The following is a 16,153-nucleotide window of genomic DNA, read 5'->3' on the forward strand; positions in this document are numbered from 1 at the left end:
GCTTGCTTGACCGCACAAGACCTGTTCGTTCCGCGCCAGACCAATACGGCGCTTTACATCCAGCTGCACGACGCCGGGCACCCGGTGGAAGATATCCTGCGCGTCCAGAGGGCCTACGGCGTGGCCTGCGCCATGTTCAATGGCCGCTACCGCAAGACCGGGCGACCCTTTATTTGCCATGCCGTCGGCGCCGCGTCATCGGTCGCGCATTTCGACAAGGATCTCGATCTTGTCGTCGCCGCGATGTTCCACGCCGCCTATGACAGCGCCCAATATCCGGACGGCAAATCCAGCCGGCGCAGCGAGACCCACCGCAAGTGGCTGGAGCAGAAGCTCGGACCCCGGGTGGAAGGTCTTGTCGCCAGGGTCGGCGCGATGAAGTTCGACACCGGGGATCCCGAGCGCCTTGTGGCGCAAGGCGTGCCGGCCGGCGACGAGGACATCCTTTTCCTCGTCCTTGCGCATGATGTCGACGATATGGCGGATGGCGGGCTGGCATTCGCGCCCAAATATGGCCGGTCGATTGAATCGCGGGTGGCTGCCTGCGCCATTCTGGCCCGGCGCATCGGCCGCGAGAGCCTTGCAGCCACGATCGAAGCCTATGGCAGCCGCTATGCGGCGCTGGGGTGGGCGGCTGCGCTCGAGGATAGCAGACTGGAAGGTTTTCGCATTGCGCCGAATGTGCGCAACTACCTCAAATTGCGCCGCGACAAGCTGCGCGGAGCCCGGGTGGAGGTGCTTTGACGGCCGTGCCGCCGCCAGCGCAATTCCAGGAAAAGTGCGTAGCGGTTTCCGTCCGGAGTTGCGCCAAAACAAAGGGAAAGAGCGGTTCTGCGTTTCCGTGAAACGATGAACCGCTCTAGCGAGGCACGCGCACCGGACCTTCGCAAGGAGAGCCACCTGCCGCTCCGGTCCGGTGCGCGCCGCGCCCGACACCGGCTTGGCGCCGGCGCCGAGCGGTTCTTTGCGGGCTAGAACATCCTTGCGGTTGCCATGCACAGCACGGTGAGCACCAGCAGCCAGGCGGCGATGCGTTCGCCGACGGCCATCTTTGCGCGCAGCATAGGTACGGTGGCTGCATCGGCACCGGCCAACTGGCTGCTCGGCCGGCGCACCATGGCGCCGAGGACGCCGGCGGCCGCGATGGCCGCCACGATGCCGATTGCCAGCACGATCTCCATCGAGCCGAAGCTGCCCTCGTGGAAGAAATACCAAAGCAGCGCGCCGGTCAGAAACACCATGCCAGATGCGCCGAGTTGCGGCCGGATGAAGCGCTCAGCCTTGATCTCGGGATCGCGGGCGAGCGTGATTGTCGTGCCGGCCCAGAACACGCCAGCCATGACGTGAAGGCCGATGACGATGATGTAGACATATTGCATGACCGCATTCCTTCCTTTCCGCCCGCCAACCGAATAATTAGATATCGAATGATTTGATGTCAATGTATAATGGCGCGTTCCAACGCCCCATGGCTTGTTCTACTGTCGGATCATGACACCCTTTGACCGCCCGCCCGTCGGAATGAACCTTGCCCGCACCGCCAAGGCGGTGGCGCAGGCCTTTGACGCCGCCCTGGTCGAGGCCGGCGGCACGCTGCCGGTGTGGCTGACGCTGCTCTCGGTCAAGTCGAAGGAACTCGCCAACCAGCGCGAACTCGCCGGCATGATCGGCATCCAGGGCGCGACGCTGACGCATCATCTCAACGCCATGGAGGCGCAGGGGTTGCTGACGCGGCGACGCGATCCGCAAAACCGCCGGGTCCATCAGGTGGCATTGACCGAGGCCGGCGAAGCGATGTTCGAGAAATTGCGATTGGCCGCCGTCGCCTTCGACAAGCGGCTGCGGGTGGGATTGCCGGACGAGCGGCTGGCAGAGTTCGCGGAAGTATTGGCGGCGCTGCGGGCGAATGTCGGCGGCTGACCAGTCGGATTGTTTCCGCCGGTCAGAGGTGCTATATGACTACAATAGTCATAAGCGGAGTTTGGCCATGCGAGAGATTCAATTGAAGGATGCCAAGGCGACGCTCTCGGCGGTGGTCGATCAGGCGGTCGCCGGAAAGCCTGCCGTCATCACGCGGCATGGTCGCAAACAGGCTGTCATTCTGTCATTCAAGGACTATGAACGGCTGTCGCGGGTGCCCAGCTTTGGGCGATTGCTGGCGGCTTTTCCCGGCGCAGAAGCTGACATTCCGCCTCGCTCCCGAAAACCAGCTCGCACGGTTGACCTCTAACGCGGGCTTTGCGTTTGATGTTCCTGCTGGACACCAACATCATTTCGGCGCTGGCGCCTTCCAAAACGGTCGAGCAAGCGGCCTTGGCGGATTGGCTTGATCGGGCCAGCGACTACCTGTTCCTGTCTGTGGTTACGGCATCCGAAATTACCGCGGGAATAGCGAAGGCCGAGCGCGAAGGCGCTAAGAAAAGGACGGCTCTGCTTCGCCAGTGGTGGCAGGCGGTCGAATATCTCTACAACGAAAGAATACTCCCCTTCGATCTGCGTGCCGCGCATGCGGCGGGATCTATCTTGGATCGGGCCAGGGCCTATCAGCCAGGGTTCGAGGACATTGCGATCGCCGCGACGGCGGAAGTTCATGACTTGACGATATTGACCGACAACGAGCGTCATTTCGCCCCTCTCGGGGTGCCGATGCTCAATCCGCTAAAGGCTTTGCCGCCTCTGCCGGCAACGTAAATGCCGACCATGAACAGCGTGGCCGGAACCTGCTCGGCCTGAATGTTGCTGGTGCCGTTCAGTGGCCGTCGTCGAAGGTGAGATAGATGGTGCGGTCCGCTGCCAGTGCCGGCCACGGGATGAGCAGCAGGAACAACAGAACGAGACGAGGCGGCATCCGCGAGATCCGTTTGCGATCTCCGCAGGCCGCCATGGCCGGACCGGCCTTGTGAAGTTTGTCGACGATCGAGCTAAGCCAGGCTGCCCTGCAGCACCTTGAGCTTCGCCTTCTTCGGGCTGCGCGCCAGCAGCCAGTCGCGCGCCTTGTCCTGCGGCATCGGGAAGGCGATCGAATAGCCCTGCACCTGGTCGCAGCCGATCGCCATCAGTGAATCGAGCTCGGCTTCGGTCTCCGCACCTTCCGCCACGATCGAGATGCCCAGCCCGCGCGCAAGCTCGGTGATGGCGCGCACGATCTTGGAGTTGTCGCCGTTCTCGTTGATGTTCTGGACGAAGCGGCGGTCAATCTTCAGCCGGTCGATCTCGTTGGGGTTGACATGGCTGAGCGAGGCATAGCCGGTGCCGAAATCGTCGAGTTCGAGATGCACGCCGGCGGCGCGGATGTGCCTGAGCTTGGCCGCGATGCCGGTCTTCTCGTCGTCGAGAATGACGGACTCGACGATTTCCAGCGACAGTTTCTGCGGCGCCAGCCCGGCCTTTTCCAGCGTTCCGAACAGGAATTTGTCGAAGTCCGGCTCGCGCAGCTCGGTGCCGGAGACATTGACGGCGAGCCGCCCGAAATCGATGCCGGCCCGGTCCCACTCCGCCGCCTCGTTGATCGCCTTGGTGATGACGATCCGGCCGATCTCCGGCATGAAGCCGCATTTCTCGGCGACCGGGATGAATTCGCCCGGCGAGATCATGCCGCGAGAGGCATGCTTCCAGCGCACCAGCGCCTCGATGCCGCTGATCTTGCCGCTGGTCAGCGACACCTGCGGCTGGAAATAGACCTCGAACGTCTTGTCGGCGATGGCCGCGCGGATGTCGTGCTCGAGCTGCTTGCGGTAGTCGAGCTCGCGCCGCAGCTCCTCGGAGAAGAACGAGAAATTGCCGCCGCCGAGCTTCTTGGCCGAGTAGAGCGCAAGGTCGGCGTGGACAAGCAGGTCCTCCGCATTGTCGGCGTCGACCGGATAGACCGCGATGCCGGCGCTGGCGCCAGGCAGGATGGTCGTGCCCTGGAAGGTGATCGGCTCGTTGATCTGCTCCAGGATGCGCCTGGCCAGCATGTTGATGTCCTCGGTGCCGCCGGCGCCGTTGAGGATCATCACGAATTCGTCGCCGCCGAGCCGGGCGCACAGATCCGAGGCGCGGCAGGAGTCGCGCATGCGCTGCGCGGTTACGACCAGCACGTAGTCGCCGGCCGCGTGGCCTAGCGTGTCGTTGATCTGCTTGAACCGGTCGAGGTCGAGCTGGATCACCGCCAGCCGCTCGCGCCGGCGATGCGCGCCCTTGATCAGTGTGTCGAAATGATCGGTCAGGAAGGTGCGGTTGTGCAGTCCGGTCAGCCCGTCATGCACGGCGATGAAGGCCATCGAGTTGCGCGCGTCGACCAGCTCATGCGTCTTGCGCAGGATGGCCTTCGACATCGGCCTGAAGATGAACAGCGCCACCAGCACGATGACGCCGATGGTGGCGAAGAACAGGGTGCGGTGGAGATCGAGCAGCTTTCCCGAGCGCTCGTCGGCGAAGGCACTGATGCGCTGGCCGAGCGCGGCATAGCCCGACAGCGTCGCATTGGCCACGGAAGCGTCGAGATCGACCCGGTCGGCGCCGCCCTTGTAGCCGTCGACGCCCGTCGTCAGCTTGGTCTCGAATGAAGAGATAAGGCGTTTGCCATTGGCGATCAGGCCGACCGAGAAGTAGTCGAGATGGAACGGCTTGGCGAACAGCACGTTCTCGATCGACTTCGGATCGAAGCGCGCCGGCGACATCGGATCGGCTCCCGTCTTGTCCAGGAGCAGGTCGTAATTGGTTTCGAATTCGACGGTCGCCTGCTTGAGCGCGGCAACGAGGGCCGGCTGCTTGTCGCGCGAGGCGGCGCCGGTCGCGCCGGCCAGGAAGACGATGCGCTGCGACAGCGCCTTCTGCATGCTGACGATGTTGATCAGCGTGTCGTTGTTCTGCTGCGCCGCCATCATCTGCTGCAAGAGCACGAACGAGCCCATCACCATGGCGGCGATGATCAGCAGCGCCAGCCAGTAGCCGCTCTTGATCAGCAAGATCAGCTTGCGCGAAACGCTCTGCACCGGCTGCTGCGACATTTCAGGGCGACCCCTCCCGCCGACGGAATCCCGCCTTGGTTTCGTTCTGCGAACACCATTGACTTGAAAGGGTTAACAGGCAGGCAAGCGGCCCGGCCGGTTGCGCGGGCAGAGAGGGAAAGCTGCGGAGATGGTTATCATGTTCTTTCACCGCGTCGATGCATTTGAACGCATCGTCGCTCGCACCGCTGAAATTGAGAGCCATGCGGCTTTCGCCGCGCCACCGAAGCCGTCGCTTTTGCGGTGGATTTTTCGGTCGTGCGGGGCGACAGTCCGGCTCGAACCGAACAGGGCTGGATCATGAGCACAGCATTCCTTTCCCACATCGACAACGAACTTGCCGGGCTGAAATCGGCCGGCCTCTACAAATCCGAGCGGGTGATCGCCTCGACGCAGTCGGCTGAGATCGAGGTTGGCGGCGACAAGGTGCTGAATTTCTGCGCCAACAACTATCTCGGCCTCGCCGACAGCGCCGAACTGCGCGAGGCGGCCAAAGCGGCGCTCGACCGCTATGGCTACGGCATGGCCTCGGTGCGCTTCATCTGCGGCACGCAGGAGGAGCACAAGCAGCTGGAGGCGACGATCTCGTCCTTCCTCGGCATGGACGACACCATCCTCTACGGCTCCTGCTTCGACGCCAATGGCGGCCTGTTCGAGACGCTGCTCGGCGAGGAGGACGCCATCATCTCCGACGCGCTGAACCATGCCTCGATCATCGACGGTGTCAGATTGTCCAAGGCCAAGCGCTTTCGCTACGCCAACAACGACATGGCAGATCTCGAAGCGCGGCTGAAGGAGGCGAAGGATTGCCGCTTCCGGCTGATCGCCACCGACGGCGTGTTTTCTATGGACGGCATCATTGCCAACCTCAAAGGCGTCTGCGATCTCGCCGAGAAATACGACGCCATGGTCATGGTCGACGACAGCCACGCCGTCGGCTTCGTCGGCAAGAACGGCCGCGGCTCGGCCGAGCATTGTGGCGTCGAGGGCAGGGTGGATATCATCACCGGCACGCTCGGCAAGGCGCTGGGCGGCGCGTCCGGCGGCTACACCTCAGGCAAAGCCCAGGTGGTCGACTGGCTGCGCCAGCGCTCGCGGCCCTACCTGTTCTCCAACACGCTGATGCCGGCGATCGCCGGCGCCTCGATCAAGGTGTTCGACATGATCCGCAATGGCGGCGCCTTTCGCGAGCGCCTCTATGCCAATGCGCAACGCTTCCGGTCTCAGATGGGCAAGCTTGGCTTCACGCTGGCTGGTGCAGATCATCCGATCATCCCGGTGATGCTGGGCGATGCGGCTCTGGCACAGGAGATGGCGGCACGCATGCTGAAGCGCGGCATCTATGTCATCGGCTTTTCCTTCCCGGTGGTGCCGAAGGGCCAAGCCCGTATCCGCACCCAGATGTCGGCGGCGCATTCCAGCGCCGATATCGACAGGGCAGTTGAGGCATTTGGCGCCGTGGGACGCGAGCTCGGCGTGATTTCCTGAGCGCCGAAAACGATTCCGGATCAAAAGAATCAAGGAACAAAAGAATGTCCAACATGATGAAAGCGCTGGTGAAGGCCAAGGCCGAACCGGGCATCTGGATGGAAGAGGTGCCGGTGCCGGAGATCGGCCCCAACGACGTGCTGATCAAGGTCAGGAAAAGCGCGATCTGCGGCACCGACGTGCACATCTACAATTGGGACCAGTGGGCGCAAAAGACCGTACCGGTGCCGATGGTGACCGGCCATGAATTCGTCGGCACCGTCGCCGACTTCGGCGCCGCGGTCACCGAATACAAGCTCGGCCAGCGCGTGTCCGGCGAGGGCCACATCGTCTGCGGCCATTGCCGCAACTGCCGCGCGGGCAGGGGGCATCTCTGCCGCAACACGCTCGGCGTCGGCGTCAATCGCCCCGGCGCCTTCGGCGAGTACGTGGCGATCCCGCAGCACAATGTCGTGCCGATCCCCGACGACGTGCCGGACGAGATCGCGGCGATCTTCGATCCGCTGGGCAATGCGGTTCACACCGCATTGTCCTTCGATCTGGTCGGCGAGGACGTGCTGGTCACCGGCGCCGGGCCGATCGGCATCATGGGCGCGCTGGTGGCGCAATGCGTCGGCGCGCGAAAGGTCGTCATCACCGACATCAATCCGGTCCGGCTGGACCTGGCACGCAAGCTCGGCGTCCAGCACGTCGTCGACGCCTCGAAGGAAAAGCTGCGCGACGTCATGCCGAAGCTCGGCATGACCGAGGGCTTTGACGTCGGCCTGGAGATGTCGGGCGCGGCCCCCGCCTTCCGCGACATGATCGATACCATGAACAATGGCGGCAAGATCGCCATCCTCGGCATCGCGCCGACCGGCTTCGAGATCGACTGGAACAAGGTCATCTTCAAGATGCTGCACCTGAAGGGCATCTACGGCCGCGAGATGTTCGAGACCTGGTACAAGATGATTGCCCTGGTGCAGGGTCCGCTCGACGTGTCGGGCTTGATTACCCATCGCATCGGCATCGACGATTTTCAGGTCGGGTTCGATGCGATGCGGAGCGGCAATTCGGGTAAGGTTGTGATGGACTGGTGAGCGCTACCTGGGCGAAAGCGAAAGCAAAGCGCCGCAGGCACCTGCCGCTAGACATAGGAAGTCCGTTTGGGGTCTAAAACGGTGGGATAATGACGCTTGTCGAGCATGTCCAAGAATGGGTCCAACCCGACCGTCTTGATGAATTCATACTCGGCAGCGGAGATCAAATGGACGCAAAGGATGGTGACGTCATCGTCGTCAATGGTCAGCGCTTCTGCAATGCGTTTATCCGGTGCAATGATAGGGGTCAAAAACATGAAAATTCTGAAATCCGTGCCCGAGACGGGCGACCAAGGCATTTCAATGCGGTGACCAAAGCCCAACCATGTATTGTCGATAAAGGGATACTCCGCCAGCCATTTGAGATTGCTGATGATGTTTGAGTCAGGCTCGCGAACATACCACATCAGTTCGGCTCGCCGCTCAATGTTCTCGCCTGCCGTTGACGGGGTAGCCATACGCCGGTCGCTCATACCGTTGGTTAGGAGTACAAAGCCGTTGCCTGCCGGATCGATGAGCGAGAAGTCTCTGGGAAACGCAAGAACCTCAACGTCGTCAGACCCATTGCGCGGGAAGATGCTTTGGGGCTCACCAAGCTCTTTGGTGTAGACCGATTTTCGATAGAAGTTGTTAGAGTCACCGGATCCGGGTGGCCCCCCGGCAGGAAATCTCTTTGGGAGCCAAGCCATCCAAATGCCCTGATTTCAGCCCTTTAGTCCAACGTGATAGCACCAACTTTGTCTTGTCCCAAACAGGCTTCAAGCGCCGCCACCCCACTAGCAATCGCCGCCCGTTCCTCCGCGCTCAGCCTCTCCAGCAACTCCCTCTCAAACGCCTTCGCCAGCGGCACCATTTCGCGATAGGCGGCAAGCCCCGCCTTGGTCAGCGCCAGGCGCTCCACCCGCCGGTCGTGCTCGTCCGCCGTCCGCGTCAGCCAGCGCCGCCGCTCCAGTTCGGCCACCGCTCGCGAAACCTTGGTCTTGTGCATGGCCGACTGCTCGCCGAGCGCCGTCGCTGTCATCGTGCCATGCTGGCCGAGCCCCGAAAGTGTGCGCCATTCCGGCCGGGTCAGGCCGTGGCGATCCCGGTAGATTTTCGAGAATTCGCGGCTGACGACATCGGCCAGCCGGTAAAGCCGGTAGGGCAGGAAGCTTTCGAGTTCGAGGATTTCCGATTCCATGATGCACCGTGGATGCGACGTTCGCCGTTGATAGTTACATTTTCGATGGTTACAAATGAAACCAAGTTGGTCAACATCGCCGGCAGGCCGCGCCTAGCGAGGCTGAGAACCGGGATCAGGGAGGATCGGATGGGCTTTTCCTACATGCCGGGCTTCGGCAACGACTTCGAGACCGAGACGCTGCCGGGTTCGCTGCCGCAGGGGCGCAACTCGCCGCAGCGGCCGGCCTACGGGCTCTATGCCGAGCAGCTTTCGGGCTCGCCCTTCACCGCGCCGCGCGGCACCAACGAGCGCTCCTGGCTCTACCGGATCCGGCCGAGCGTCCGCCACACCGGGCGCTTCAAGTCCACCCTCTATCCGCTCTGGAAGACCGCACCCAATCTCGGCGACCACGAACTGGCGCTCGGCCAGTATCGCTGGAACCCGGTGCCGATGCCGAAGGAGCCGACCGACTTCATCGAGGGCATGCGCACCATCACCACCGCCGGCGACGTGCTCGGGCAGTCCGGCATGGCGGCGCATATCTATGTCGCCAACCGCTCGATGACCGACGACCACTTCTTCAACGCCGACGCCGAGATGCTTGTCGTGCCGCAGGTCGGCGCCTTGCGCTTCGTCACCGAGATGGGGGTCATCGAGCTCAGACCCGGCGAGATCGCCGTGCTGCCGCGCGGCCTCGTCTTCAAGGTCGAGCTCGCCGATGCCGAGGTGCGCGGCTATGTCTGCGAGAACTACGGCGCCAAGCTGACCATGCCCGATCGCGGGCCGATCGGCGCCAATTGCCTCGCCAATCCGCGCGACTTCAAGACGCCCTGCGCCTGGTTCGAGGACAGGGAGACACCGTGCCGGCTGATCGTCAAATGGTGCGGCTCCTTCCATGTCACCGAGATCGGCCATTCGCCGCTCGACGTCGTCGCCTGGCACGGCAACTACGCGCCCTACAAATATGATCTGGCGACGTTTTCGCCCGTCGGCGCCATCCTGTTCGACCATCCGGATCCGTCGATCTTCACCGTGCTGACGGCGCCGAGCGGCGAGGAAGGCACCGCCAACATCGACTTCGTCATCTTCCCGCCGCGCTGGCTGGTGGCCGAGGATACGTTCCGTCCGCCCTGGTACCATCGCAACATCATGAGCGAGTTCATGGGTCTGATCCACGGCCAGTACGACGCCAAGGAGGAAGGCTTCGTCCCCGGCGGCATCAGCCTGCACAATCTGATGCTGGCCCACGGGCCTGACGCGACTGGCTTCGAAAAGGCCTCGCGCACGGAGCTGAAACCGGTCAAGCTCGACAACACCATGGCCTTCATGTTCGAGACCCGATTCCCGCAGATGCTGACCCGCTATGCCGCCGAGGTCGAAACCCGGCAGGACAATTACATCGACTGCTGGGCCGGGCTGAAAAAACGCTTCAACGGCAGGCCCGAGGGCGACTGGTCTTGAGTCTGGACCGCCTCGTCCTGCTCGGGTCCAAGGGCGGCCCGGCGATCCGGCCGGGTGGGCCGTGGCCAAGTTCCTCGCTGCTCGAGATCGGCGGCCGCGCTATCGTCGTCGATTGCGGGCTGGGCGTCACCCGCGCGCTGACCGATGCCGGGCTCGGCCTGAAGACGCTCGACCTGGTCTTCATCACCCATCTCCATTCCGACCATCTGCTGGAACTCGGACCGCTGATCCACACCGCCTGGACGGCGGGCCTCGCCTCGCCGGTGACCATCTTCGGTCCGCCCGGCACCGGCCACTACTGGCAGCGCTTCTGCCAGGCGATGGATTTCGACATCGAAATCCGCATCGTCGACGAAGGCCGGCCGGATATCAGGGATCTGGTCTCGGTCGAGGAGTTCGGCGAGGGACTGGTTGTGGAGGAGGGCGGGCTGAAGGTGACGGCGCTGCGCGTCGACCATCCGCCGGTGACCGACTGCTTTGCGCTGCGCGTCGAGCATGGCGGCAGGAGCATCGTGTTTTCCGCCGACACGGCCTTCTTCCCGCCGCTGGCCGACTTTGCCAAGGGTGCCGATATCCTCGTCCACGAAGCCATGCTGGAGGAAGGGATCGAGCGGCTGGTGGCGAAGACCGGCAACGGCGCGCGGCTGCGCGAACATCTGCTCGCCAGCCACAGTTTCGCCGAGGAGGCAGGGCGCATCGCCAGCGATGCCGGGGTCGGGCGGCTGGTGTTGAACCACCTCATCCCGGCCGACGATGCCGCGATCGGCGAGGCCGACTGGATCGCCGCCGTCAGGAAAACTTGGGCCGGCGACTTGACGATCGCCCGCGACGGCCTTGTTGTGGGGTTAGAGCATGATCCCGAAAAGTGGGACCCGGTTTTCGGAAAAGATCATGCGACAGACAAAGACCAAAGCGGCGAACAAGCCGCGCAAGGAGAGGAAACCGCATGAAGCTTGCAACTTTGAAGAACGGGACCCGCGATGGAAAGCTGGTCGTCGTCTCGCGCGATTTGACGCGGTTCTCCGACGCCTCCTTCCTGGTGCCGACGCTGCAAGCCGCGCTCGACGACTGGCGGCGGATTTCGCCGCATCTGGCGACAATAGCGGAATCGCTAGAGAACAATGCCGTGCCCTCGGCGCGCTTCCACGAGCATGACGCCCACTCGCCACTGCCGCGCGCCTATCAGTGGGCCGACGGCTCGGCCTATGTGAACCACGTCGAACTGGTGCGCAAAGCGCGCGGCGCAGAAATGCCAGCAAGCTTCTGGACCGATCCGCTGATCTACCAGGGCGGCTCGGACAGCTTCATTCCGCCGCGCGATCCGATACGCATGGCCGACGAGGCCTTCGGCATCGACATGGAGGCGGAGGTCGCCGTCATCGTTGACGACGTGCCGATGGGCGCCAGCCCCGACCAGGCGCGGGACGCGATCCGGCTGGTCATGCTGGTCAACGACGTGACACTGAGGGCGCTGACTGGTCCCGAGCTTGCCAAGGGTTTTGGCTTCTTCCAGTCGAAACCGTCCTCCGCCTTCTCGCCGGTTGCGGTCACGCCGGATGAGTTGGGTGACGCCTGGGACGGTGGCAAGGTCAGCCTGCCGCTGCTCGCCGATCTCAACGGCAAACCGTTCGGCCGTGCGAACGCAGGGGTCGACATGACCTTCGATTTCCCGGCGCTGATTGTGCACGCCGCGAAAACGCGGCCGCTCGCCGCCGGCAGCATCGTCGGCTCGGGCACCGTCTCCAACAAGCTGGACGGCGGGCCGGGCAAGCCTGTCTCGGCCGGCGGCGCCGGCTATTCCTGCATCGCCGAACTGCGCATGATCGAAACCATCGAGAGCGGCGAGCCCAAGACGCCGTTCCTGCATTTCGGCGACACGGTGCGCATCGAGATGAAGGACAAGGCCGGCCATTCGATCTTCGGCGCCATCGAGCAGAAGGTCGAGAAATACGCGGGGTGAGGGGATGCCAGGCGAAGCCGTCTATTTGCTGTTTGGCGTGTGGGCGCTGGCCATTCTGGCGGTCTTCATCCAGGCGATCCGCCTGAGCTACCGCATCGAGGCGCGCTCGCCTGATCTTACCAACCGCAGCGGCGTGCCGCGCAACGCGATGATGTTCCACACCATCACCAATCTCAGCGTCGCGCGGGATGAAGAAACGCAAGGCCTGCGGCGGAAAATGATCCGGCTGCTGCTGGTCGTTGTCGCCGGCTTCGCGCTTATGGCGGTCGGCATCGGCCTTGTCGACAGGACGCCATGACGCTGCTTGATCACTTGCGCCGCATGGCGCGCAACAATCGCTGGTCGAACGACCGCCTGTACCGCGCCGTGCTGTCCCTCGAGCCTGGGGAATTTGAGGCCGCGCGCACCAGCTTCTTTCCGTCAATCAAGGAGACGCTGAACCACATCCTCGCTGTCGACCATCTCTATCTCGATTTTCTCACGGAGGGTGGTGTCGGCGCTGCCGCCTATGATGATTTCGTGCCGTTCGACAATGTCGCCGATTTGGTAGTGGCGCAGATCACCTTCGACCGCAAACTTATCGCCTTCTGTGATGCCCTGTCCGAGGCCGATCTAGACCGTCGCGTCATCACCGATAGACGCGAGGACGGCATGATCCCTGAAAAGATCGCCGACATCCTCGCCCATGTTTTCCTGCACGACATCCATCACCGTGGCCAGGTGCACGCCATGCTCGCCGGCACTTCCGCTCCGCCGCCGCAACTGGATGAGTTTCTGCTCGACTATGATCTGAAGCTCAGGAAGGACGAGGTCGAGCGGCTCGGTCTTTGAACCGCTCGCCCTCCTGGGCCTTACGCCGCCTTGCCGTCCAGCTTGATCACGCCGCGCTTGATCTGGTCCTGCTCGATCGACTCGAACAGCGCGCGGAAATTGCCTTCGCCAAAACCTTCGTCGCCCTTCCGCTGAATGAACTCGAAGAAGATCGGGCCGATCACTGTTTTCGAGAAAATCTGCAGCAGGATCTTGGTCATGCCGCCGTCGACGACGCCTTCGCCGTCGATCAGGATGCCGTGCTTCTTCATCCGCTCGACCGGCTCGTCGTGATCGTGCACACGCTCGTGCGACATCTCGTAGTAGGTGTCGGGCGGGCCGGGCATGAACTTCAGGCCGTTGGCAGCAAGCCTGTCGGTGGCCTCGTAGATCGCGTCGGTGCCCACCGCGATGTGCTGGATGCCCTCGCCATTGTACTTCTTCAGGTACTCGGCGATCTGGCTGGTCTCGTCCTTGGACTCGTTCAGCGGAATGCGGATCTTGCCGCAGGGCGAGGTGATCGCACGGCTGACCAGACCGGTGATCTTGCCGTCGATGTCGAAGAAGTGGATCTGCTTGAAGCCGAACAGGTCGCGATAAAAGTCCCACCACTTGTCCATATTGCCGCGATAGACATTGTGGGTGAGGTGGTCGAGGAAGTAGAAGCCGACGCCCTCGGGCTTTGGATCGCGCTCGCCCAGCCATGCGAACTCGGCGTCATAGGCCGAGCCTTTCTCGCCATAGGCCTCAATGAAATAGAGCAGGGAGCCGCCAATGCCGACGATGGCCGGCACGTCGAGCGCCTTGTCGGTGCCCTCATAGGGCGTCGCGCCCTTCGACACGGCATGGTCGAAGGCGTGTTTCGCGTCGACCACGCGCCACGCCATAGAGGCTGCGCAAGGTCCGTGCTTGTCGACGAACTTCATCGCATGCGAGCCGGGCTCTGCATTGACGACGTAGTTGATGTCGCCCTGCCGCCAGACCGTGATGTCCTTGGTGCGGTGCTTGGCCACCGCGACATAACCCATGCGGGTGAAGAGCTCGGCGAGCTTTTCCGGCTCGGGATGCGCGAACTCGACGAATTCGAAACCGTCTGTGCCGGCGGGGTTCGCCTTGCTGATCCTGGCGGGCGGCGCGTCGTGCGGGAAGGGGCCCATGGCGGTTCTCCGAAGCTGTTGCGGCCGTTCCTGGCCATCTTTGCGCATGATAGCGCCTGAGGGCCGCACGGTGCTTGCATTTGAACGCCTGAAATGCTCATATCATGCGTGGAATGTGCATGAATGGAGGAAAATCCGTGGATGATGCGCGGCTTGACCAATTTGATCGCAAGTTACTGGCGCTTCTGCAAGGCGATGCGCGGCTCACCAACAACGACCTTTCGGAGCGGGTGAACCTGTCGGCGTCGCAGTGCTCGCGCCGCCGCCAGCGGCTGGAAGAGGACGGCTACATCAAGGGCTACCGCGCCGTGCTCGACCGCGATCGGCTGGGCTTTTCGCTGGTCAATGTCATCTCGGTGACCTTGGCCACCCACAATCGCGACAATGCCCGCCGCTTCGGCGAGTTGGTGGCGCGGCTGCCCGAAGTACAGGAGGCGCACGCGCTGACCGGCGAGATGGACTACATATTGAAGGTGGTGACGCCCGACCTCAAATCATTGTCGGAGTTCGTCAACGGCGTGCTCCTGCCGCATGAATCCGTCCAGCATGTGAAGACGGCTATCGTGCTGGAGACGCTGAAGGAGACCGGCGCGCTGCCGATTTAGCCCCTCGACTGTTGAATCAGCCCATAGAGATTGGTGCAGCGCGCGCCGGAGCGGCAGTAGGCGAACACCGGGCCTTCGAGCTCGTCGAGCGCCGCGGCCTGGTCCTGGACATTCTCGAAGGTGATCTGGCCGCTGATGACCGGGATGAAGCGGAAGGCGAGGCCCGCCGCCTCGGCCGCCGCCTGGACGCTTTCGGCCGAGGGCTGGCCGGGCTGCTCGTCGTCCGGCCGGTTGCAGATCACGCTCTTGAAGCCGGCCTCCTTGATGGCGGTGATATCGCTGGGCTGGATCTGGCCCGAGACGGAATAGTCGTCGCTGATCTCTCGGTATTCCATGGTCGTCCTCGCAATCTGCTTCGGCGGCAGTCTTGCCATCCCCTGACGCGGCCGGCAACTGCTCCCGCCGATCGCGTATCGTCGCACGCCGTCGGCGTCGTCTTTGCAGATAGACATTCGCGGCGGAAAATCCAGCCGGATCGTCGCGATCCAGCTGGATGAGCCGACTTCAGCTGCCGAGGATCGCGCCTTTGATCTGGGCGATGTTGTTGTGCATCATGTCGATATAGGTCGAGGCCGGGCCGTCGGGCTGCGACAGCGCATCCGAATAGAGCGTGCCGCCGACCTTGATGCCGGTCTCGCTGGCGATCTGCTCGATCAGCCGCGGATTGGTGATGTTCTCGATGAACATCGCCGCCGCCTTGTCCTGCTTGACCTGGTTGACCAGCTTGGCGACATCGGCGGCCGACGGCTCGGAGTCCGTCGAAATGCCCTGCGGCGCCAGGAAGGTCAGGCCGTATTCGTGCTCGAAATAGCCGAACGCGTCGTGCGAGGTGATGACGACGCGCTTCTCCTCGGGGATCGACTGGATCGCGGCCTTCACTTCGCCTTCCAGTGCATCGAGCTTCTTGGTGTAAGCCGCGGCATTGGTCTGGTAGCCGACGCAGCCCTCGCTGTCGGCGGCGCAGAAGGCCTCGGCGATGTTCTTCACATAGATCCTGGCGTTGGCGATCGACTGGAAGGCGTGCGGGTCGGTAACGGTCTTGCCGGCGCCTTCGGCAGCATCCGCGTCAGCAAATTCCGGCTTGAAGTCGATCGGGGTGACGTCCTTGGTCAAGGTCACGATCGCGGCCTTGGTGGCGCTGGCGTCGACCAGGCGCTGCAAAAAGCCTTCGAAATGCAGGCCGTTGACCAGCACCACGTCCGCGTCGGCCATTGCGACAGCGTCGGCCGGGCTCGGTTCGTAGACATGCGCGTCGCCATCCGGCCCAACGATGGTGGTGATGCTGACCCGGTCACCGCCGACATTCTTGGCGAAATCTGCAATCACCGTGAAGCTCGCAACCACCTTGAGCGGCGCGGCGAGGGCCGACGATGTTCCGAGAGCGGTTAATGTTATAACACTCAGGGTCAGCGCGGCACGGAAGGATTTCAGCATTGGGCG

At 63.1% G+C, this 16,153-nt stretch carries 20 protein-coding genes; 12 read left to right on the forward strand and 8 right to left on the reverse strand.

Going from position 1 to position 16,153, the window contains the following annotated elements:
* Window positions 1-6 precede the first annotated feature (6 nt).
* Entirely contained in the window at window positions 7-744 is a 738-nt protein-coding gene (locus EN786_RS22760) for a DUF6817 domain-containing protein (protein WP_127287113.1), read from the forward strand.
* 227 nt (window positions 745-971) lie between these two features.
* Here the strand turns inward: EN786_RS22760 and EN786_RS22765 are convergent, their stop codons facing one another.
* The gene (locus EN786_RS22765; RefSeq protein WP_127287112.1) at window positions 972-1,379 is read right to left on the reverse strand and encodes a hypothetical protein; all 408 of its coding nucleotides are present in this window, start codon (window positions 1,377-1,379) and stop codon (window positions 972-974) included.
* 112 nt (window positions 1,380-1,491) lie between these two features.
* Here EN786_RS22765 and EN786_RS22770 point away from each other — a divergent pair, with 112 nt between their 5' ends.
* The 3 genes from EN786_RS22770 to EN786_RS22780 all read left to right on the forward strand — a co-directional run bounded on the left by EN786_RS22770 (window position 1,492) and on the right by EN786_RS22780 (window position 2,691).
* Complete coding sequence (locus tag EN786_RS22770; protein WP_127287111.1) at window positions 1,492-1,920, forward strand: MarR family winged helix-turn-helix transcriptional regulator; 429 nt, start codon at window positions 1,492-1,494, stop codon at window positions 1,918-1,920.
* 67 nt (window positions 1,921-1,987) lie between these two features.
* Window positions 1,988-2,230 (forward strand): type II toxin-antitoxin system Phd/YefM family antitoxin, encoded by a 243-nt coding sequence (locus EN786_RS22775; protein ID WP_127287110.1) that lies wholly within the window; start codon window positions 1,988-1,990, stop codon window positions 2,228-2,230.
* Window positions 2,231-2,247: 17 nt separating this feature from the next.
* Complete coding sequence (locus EN786_RS22780; protein ID WP_127287109.1) at window positions 2,248-2,691, forward strand: type II toxin-antitoxin system VapC family toxin; 444 nt, start codon at window positions 2,248-2,250, stop codon at window positions 2,689-2,691.
* 230 nt (window positions 2,692-2,921) lie between these two features.
* Here the strand turns inward: EN786_RS22780 and EN786_RS22790 are convergent, their stop codons facing one another.
* Together EN786_RS22790 and EN786_RS22795 are read right to left on the reverse strand one after the other, a co-directional pair.
* On the reverse strand, window positions 2,922-4,991 hold the full coding sequence (locus tag EN786_RS22790; protein ID WP_127310566.1) for an EAL domain-containing protein: 2,070 nt from the start codon (window positions 4,989-4,991) through the stop codon (window positions 2,922-2,924).
* A 1-nt stretch (window position 4,992) separates the two neighbouring features.
* Window positions 4,993-5,196, reverse strand: coding sequence for a hypothetical protein (locus EN786_RS22795; RefSeq protein ID WP_127287251.1), 204 nt, complete (start codon window positions 5,194-5,196; stop codon window positions 4,993-4,995).
* Window positions 5,197-5,291: 95 nt separating this feature from the next.
* On the opposite strand from EN786_RS22795, the gene EN786_RS22800 reads away from it, so the two are divergent.
* Both EN786_RS22800 and tdh read left to right on the forward strand, forming a co-directional pair.
* The gene (locus EN786_RS22800; protein WP_127310565.1) at window positions 5,292-6,479 is read left to right on the forward strand and encodes a glycine C-acetyltransferase; all 1,188 of its coding nucleotides are present in this window, start codon (window positions 5,292-5,294) and stop codon (window positions 6,477-6,479) included.
* Window positions 6,480-6,523: 44 nt separating this feature from the next.
* The gene (tdh, locus tag EN786_RS22805; RefSeq protein ID WP_127310564.1) at window positions 6,524-7,558 is read left to right on the forward strand and encodes an L-threonine 3-dehydrogenase; all 1,035 of its coding nucleotides are present in this window, start codon (window positions 6,524-6,526) and stop codon (window positions 7,556-7,558) included.
* A gap of 47 nt (window positions 7,559-7,605) precedes the next feature.
* On the opposite strand, the gene EN786_RS22810 is transcribed toward tdh, so the two are convergent.
* Window positions 7,606-8,247 carry a suppressor of fused domain protein gene (locus EN786_RS22810; RefSeq protein ID WP_127310563.1) on the reverse strand — a complete coding sequence of 214 codons (642 nt, stop codon included), beginning with the start codon at window positions 8,245-8,247 and terminating at the stop codon, window positions 7,606-7,608.
* 23 nt (window positions 8,248-8,270) lie between these two features.
* Window positions 8,271-8,738, reverse strand: coding sequence for a MarR family transcriptional regulator (locus EN786_RS22815; RefSeq protein ID WP_127284596.1), 468 nt, complete (start codon window positions 8,736-8,738; stop codon window positions 8,271-8,273).
* Between the two features lie 129 nt (window positions 8,739-8,867).
* Here EN786_RS22815 and hmgA point away from each other — a divergent pair, with 129 nt between their 5' ends.
* The 5 genes from hmgA to EN786_RS22840 are packed head-to-tail and all read left to right on the forward strand — an operon-like array spanning window position 8,868 to window position 12,972.
* Window positions 8,868-10,181 carry a homogentisate 1,2-dioxygenase gene (hmgA, locus tag EN786_RS22820; protein WP_135908885.1) on the forward strand — a complete coding sequence of 438 codons (1,314 nt, stop codon included), beginning with the start codon at window positions 8,868-8,870 and terminating at the stop codon, window positions 10,179-10,181.
* Window positions 10,178-11,131 carry an MBL fold metallo-hydrolase gene (locus tag EN786_RS22825; protein ID WP_245478429.1) on the forward strand — a complete coding sequence of 318 codons (954 nt, stop codon included), beginning with the start codon at window positions 10,178-10,180 and terminating at the stop codon, window positions 11,129-11,131. Before hmgA ends, EN786_RS22825 begins: the two co-directional genes overlap by 4 nt.
* Complete coding sequence (locus tag EN786_RS22830) at window positions 11,128-12,141, forward strand: fumarylacetoacetate hydrolase family protein (protein ID WP_127284599.1); 1,014 nt, start codon at window positions 11,128-11,130, stop codon at window positions 12,139-12,141. The genes EN786_RS22825 and EN786_RS22830 overlap by 4 nt, the downstream gene beginning before the upstream one ends.
* Before the next feature lie 4 nt (window positions 12,142-12,145).
* Window positions 12,146-12,439 (forward strand): hypothetical protein, encoded by a 294-nt coding sequence (locus EN786_RS22835; protein ID WP_127284600.1) that lies wholly within the window; start codon window positions 12,146-12,148, stop codon window positions 12,437-12,439.
* Complete coding sequence (locus EN786_RS22840; RefSeq protein WP_127311544.1) at window positions 12,436-12,972, forward strand: DinB family protein; 537 nt, start codon at window positions 12,436-12,438, stop codon at window positions 12,970-12,972. Before EN786_RS22835 ends, EN786_RS22840 begins: the two co-directional genes overlap by 4 nt.
* Window positions 12,973-12,992: 20 nt before the next feature.
* Here EN786_RS22840 and hppD read toward each other — a convergent pair whose 3' ends face one another.
* The gene (gene hppD, locus EN786_RS22845; protein ID WP_127284602.1) at window positions 12,993-14,108 is read right to left on the reverse strand and encodes a 4-hydroxyphenylpyruvate dioxygenase; all 1,116 of its coding nucleotides are present in this window, start codon (window positions 14,106-14,108) and stop codon (window positions 12,993-12,995) included.
* A gap of 137 nt (window positions 14,109-14,245) precedes the next feature.
* On the opposite strand from hppD, the gene EN786_RS22850 reads away from it, so the two are divergent.
* A complete protein-coding gene (locus tag EN786_RS22850; protein WP_127284603.1) occupies window positions 14,246-14,713 on the forward strand; it encodes an Lrp/AsnC family transcriptional regulator in 468 nt (155 codons plus the stop codon).
* Here the strand turns inward: EN786_RS22850 and EN786_RS22855 are convergent.
* Window positions 14,710-15,048: a TIGR01244 family sulfur transferase gene (locus tag EN786_RS22855; RefSeq protein ID WP_127311490.1), complete on the reverse strand. Its 339-nt coding sequence runs from the start codon at window positions 15,046-15,048 to the stop codon at window positions 14,710-14,712. The two genes, EN786_RS22850 and EN786_RS22855, sit on opposite strands and share 4 nt — an antisense overlap.
* Before the next feature lie 169 nt (window positions 15,049-15,217).
* Entirely contained in the window at window positions 15,218-16,147 is a 930-nt protein-coding gene (aztC, locus tag EN786_RS22860) for a zinc ABC transporter substrate-binding protein AztC (RefSeq protein ID WP_127311491.1), read from the reverse strand.
* Between the last annotated feature and the right edge of the window lie 6 nt (window positions 16,148-16,153).

The sequence above is a fragment of the Mesorhizobium sp. M4B.F.Ca.ET.143.01.1.1 genome, assembly GCF_004792275.1.
Lineage (GTDB): Bacteria > Pseudomonadota > Alphaproteobacteria > Rhizobiales > Rhizobiaceae > Mesorhizobium > Mesorhizobium abyssinicae.

Coding starts and splice junctions, on each gene's coding strand:
- EN786_RS22770 (WP_127287111.1), top strand. CDS start 1,492: ATGACACCCTTTGACCGCCCGCCCGTCGGAATGAACCTTGCCCGCACC.
- EN786_RS22855 (WP_127311490.1), bottom strand. CDS start 15,048: ATGGAATACCGAGAGATCAGCGACGACTATTCCGTCTCGGGCCAGATC.
- EN786_RS22800 (WP_127310565.1), top strand. CDS start 5,292: ATGAGCACAGCATTCCTTTCCCACATCGACAACGAACTTGCCGGGCTG.
- EN786_RS22835 (WP_127284600.1), top strand. CDS start 12,146: ATGCCAGGCGAAGCCGTCTATTTGCTGTTTGGCGTGTGGGCGCTGGCC.
- aztC (WP_127311491.1), bottom strand. CDS start 16,147: ATGCTGAAATCCTTCCGTGCCGCGCTGACCCTGAGTGTTATAACATTA.
- EN786_RS22815 (WP_127284596.1), bottom strand. CDS start 8,738: ATGGAATCGGAAATCCTCGAACTCGAAAGCTTCCTGCCCTACCGGCTT.
- EN786_RS22780 (WP_127287109.1), top strand. CDS start 2,248: ATGTTCCTGCTGGACACCAACATCATTTCGGCGCTGGCGCCTTCCAAA.
- EN786_RS22810 (WP_127310563.1), bottom strand. CDS start 8,247: ATGGCTTGGCTCCCAAAGAGATTTCCTGCCGGGGGGCCACCCGGATCC.
- hppD (WP_127284602.1), bottom strand. CDS start 14,108: ATGGGCCCCTTCCCGCACGACGCGCCGCCCGCCAGGATCAGCAAGGCG.
- EN786_RS22840 (WP_127311544.1), top strand. CDS start 12,436: ATGACGCTGCTTGATCACTTGCGCCGCATGGCGCGCAACAATCGCTGG.
- EN786_RS22765 (WP_127287112.1), bottom strand. CDS start 1,379: ATGCAATATGTCTACATCATCGTCATCGGCCTTCACGTCATGGCTGGC.
- tdh (WP_127310564.1), top strand. CDS start 6,524: ATGTCCAACATGATGAAAGCGCTGGTGAAGGCCAAGGCCGAACCGGGC.
- EN786_RS22830 (WP_127284599.1), top strand. CDS start 11,128: ATGAAGCTTGCAACTTTGAAGAACGGGACCCGCGATGGAAAGCTGGTC.
- EN786_RS22775 (WP_127287110.1), top strand. CDS start 1,988: ATGCGAGAGATTCAATTGAAGGATGCCAAGGCGACGCTCTCGGCGGTG.
- EN786_RS22795 (WP_127287251.1), bottom strand. CDS start 5,196: ATGGCTCTCAATTTCAGCGGTGCGAGCGACGATGCGTTCAAATGCATC.
- hmgA (WP_135908885.1), top strand. CDS start 8,868: ATGGGCTTTTCCTACATGCCGGGCTTCGGCAACGACTTCGAGACCGAG.
- EN786_RS22790 (WP_127310566.1), bottom strand. CDS start 4,991: ATGTCGCAGCAGCCGGTGCAGAGCGTTTCGCGCAAGCTGATCTTGCTG.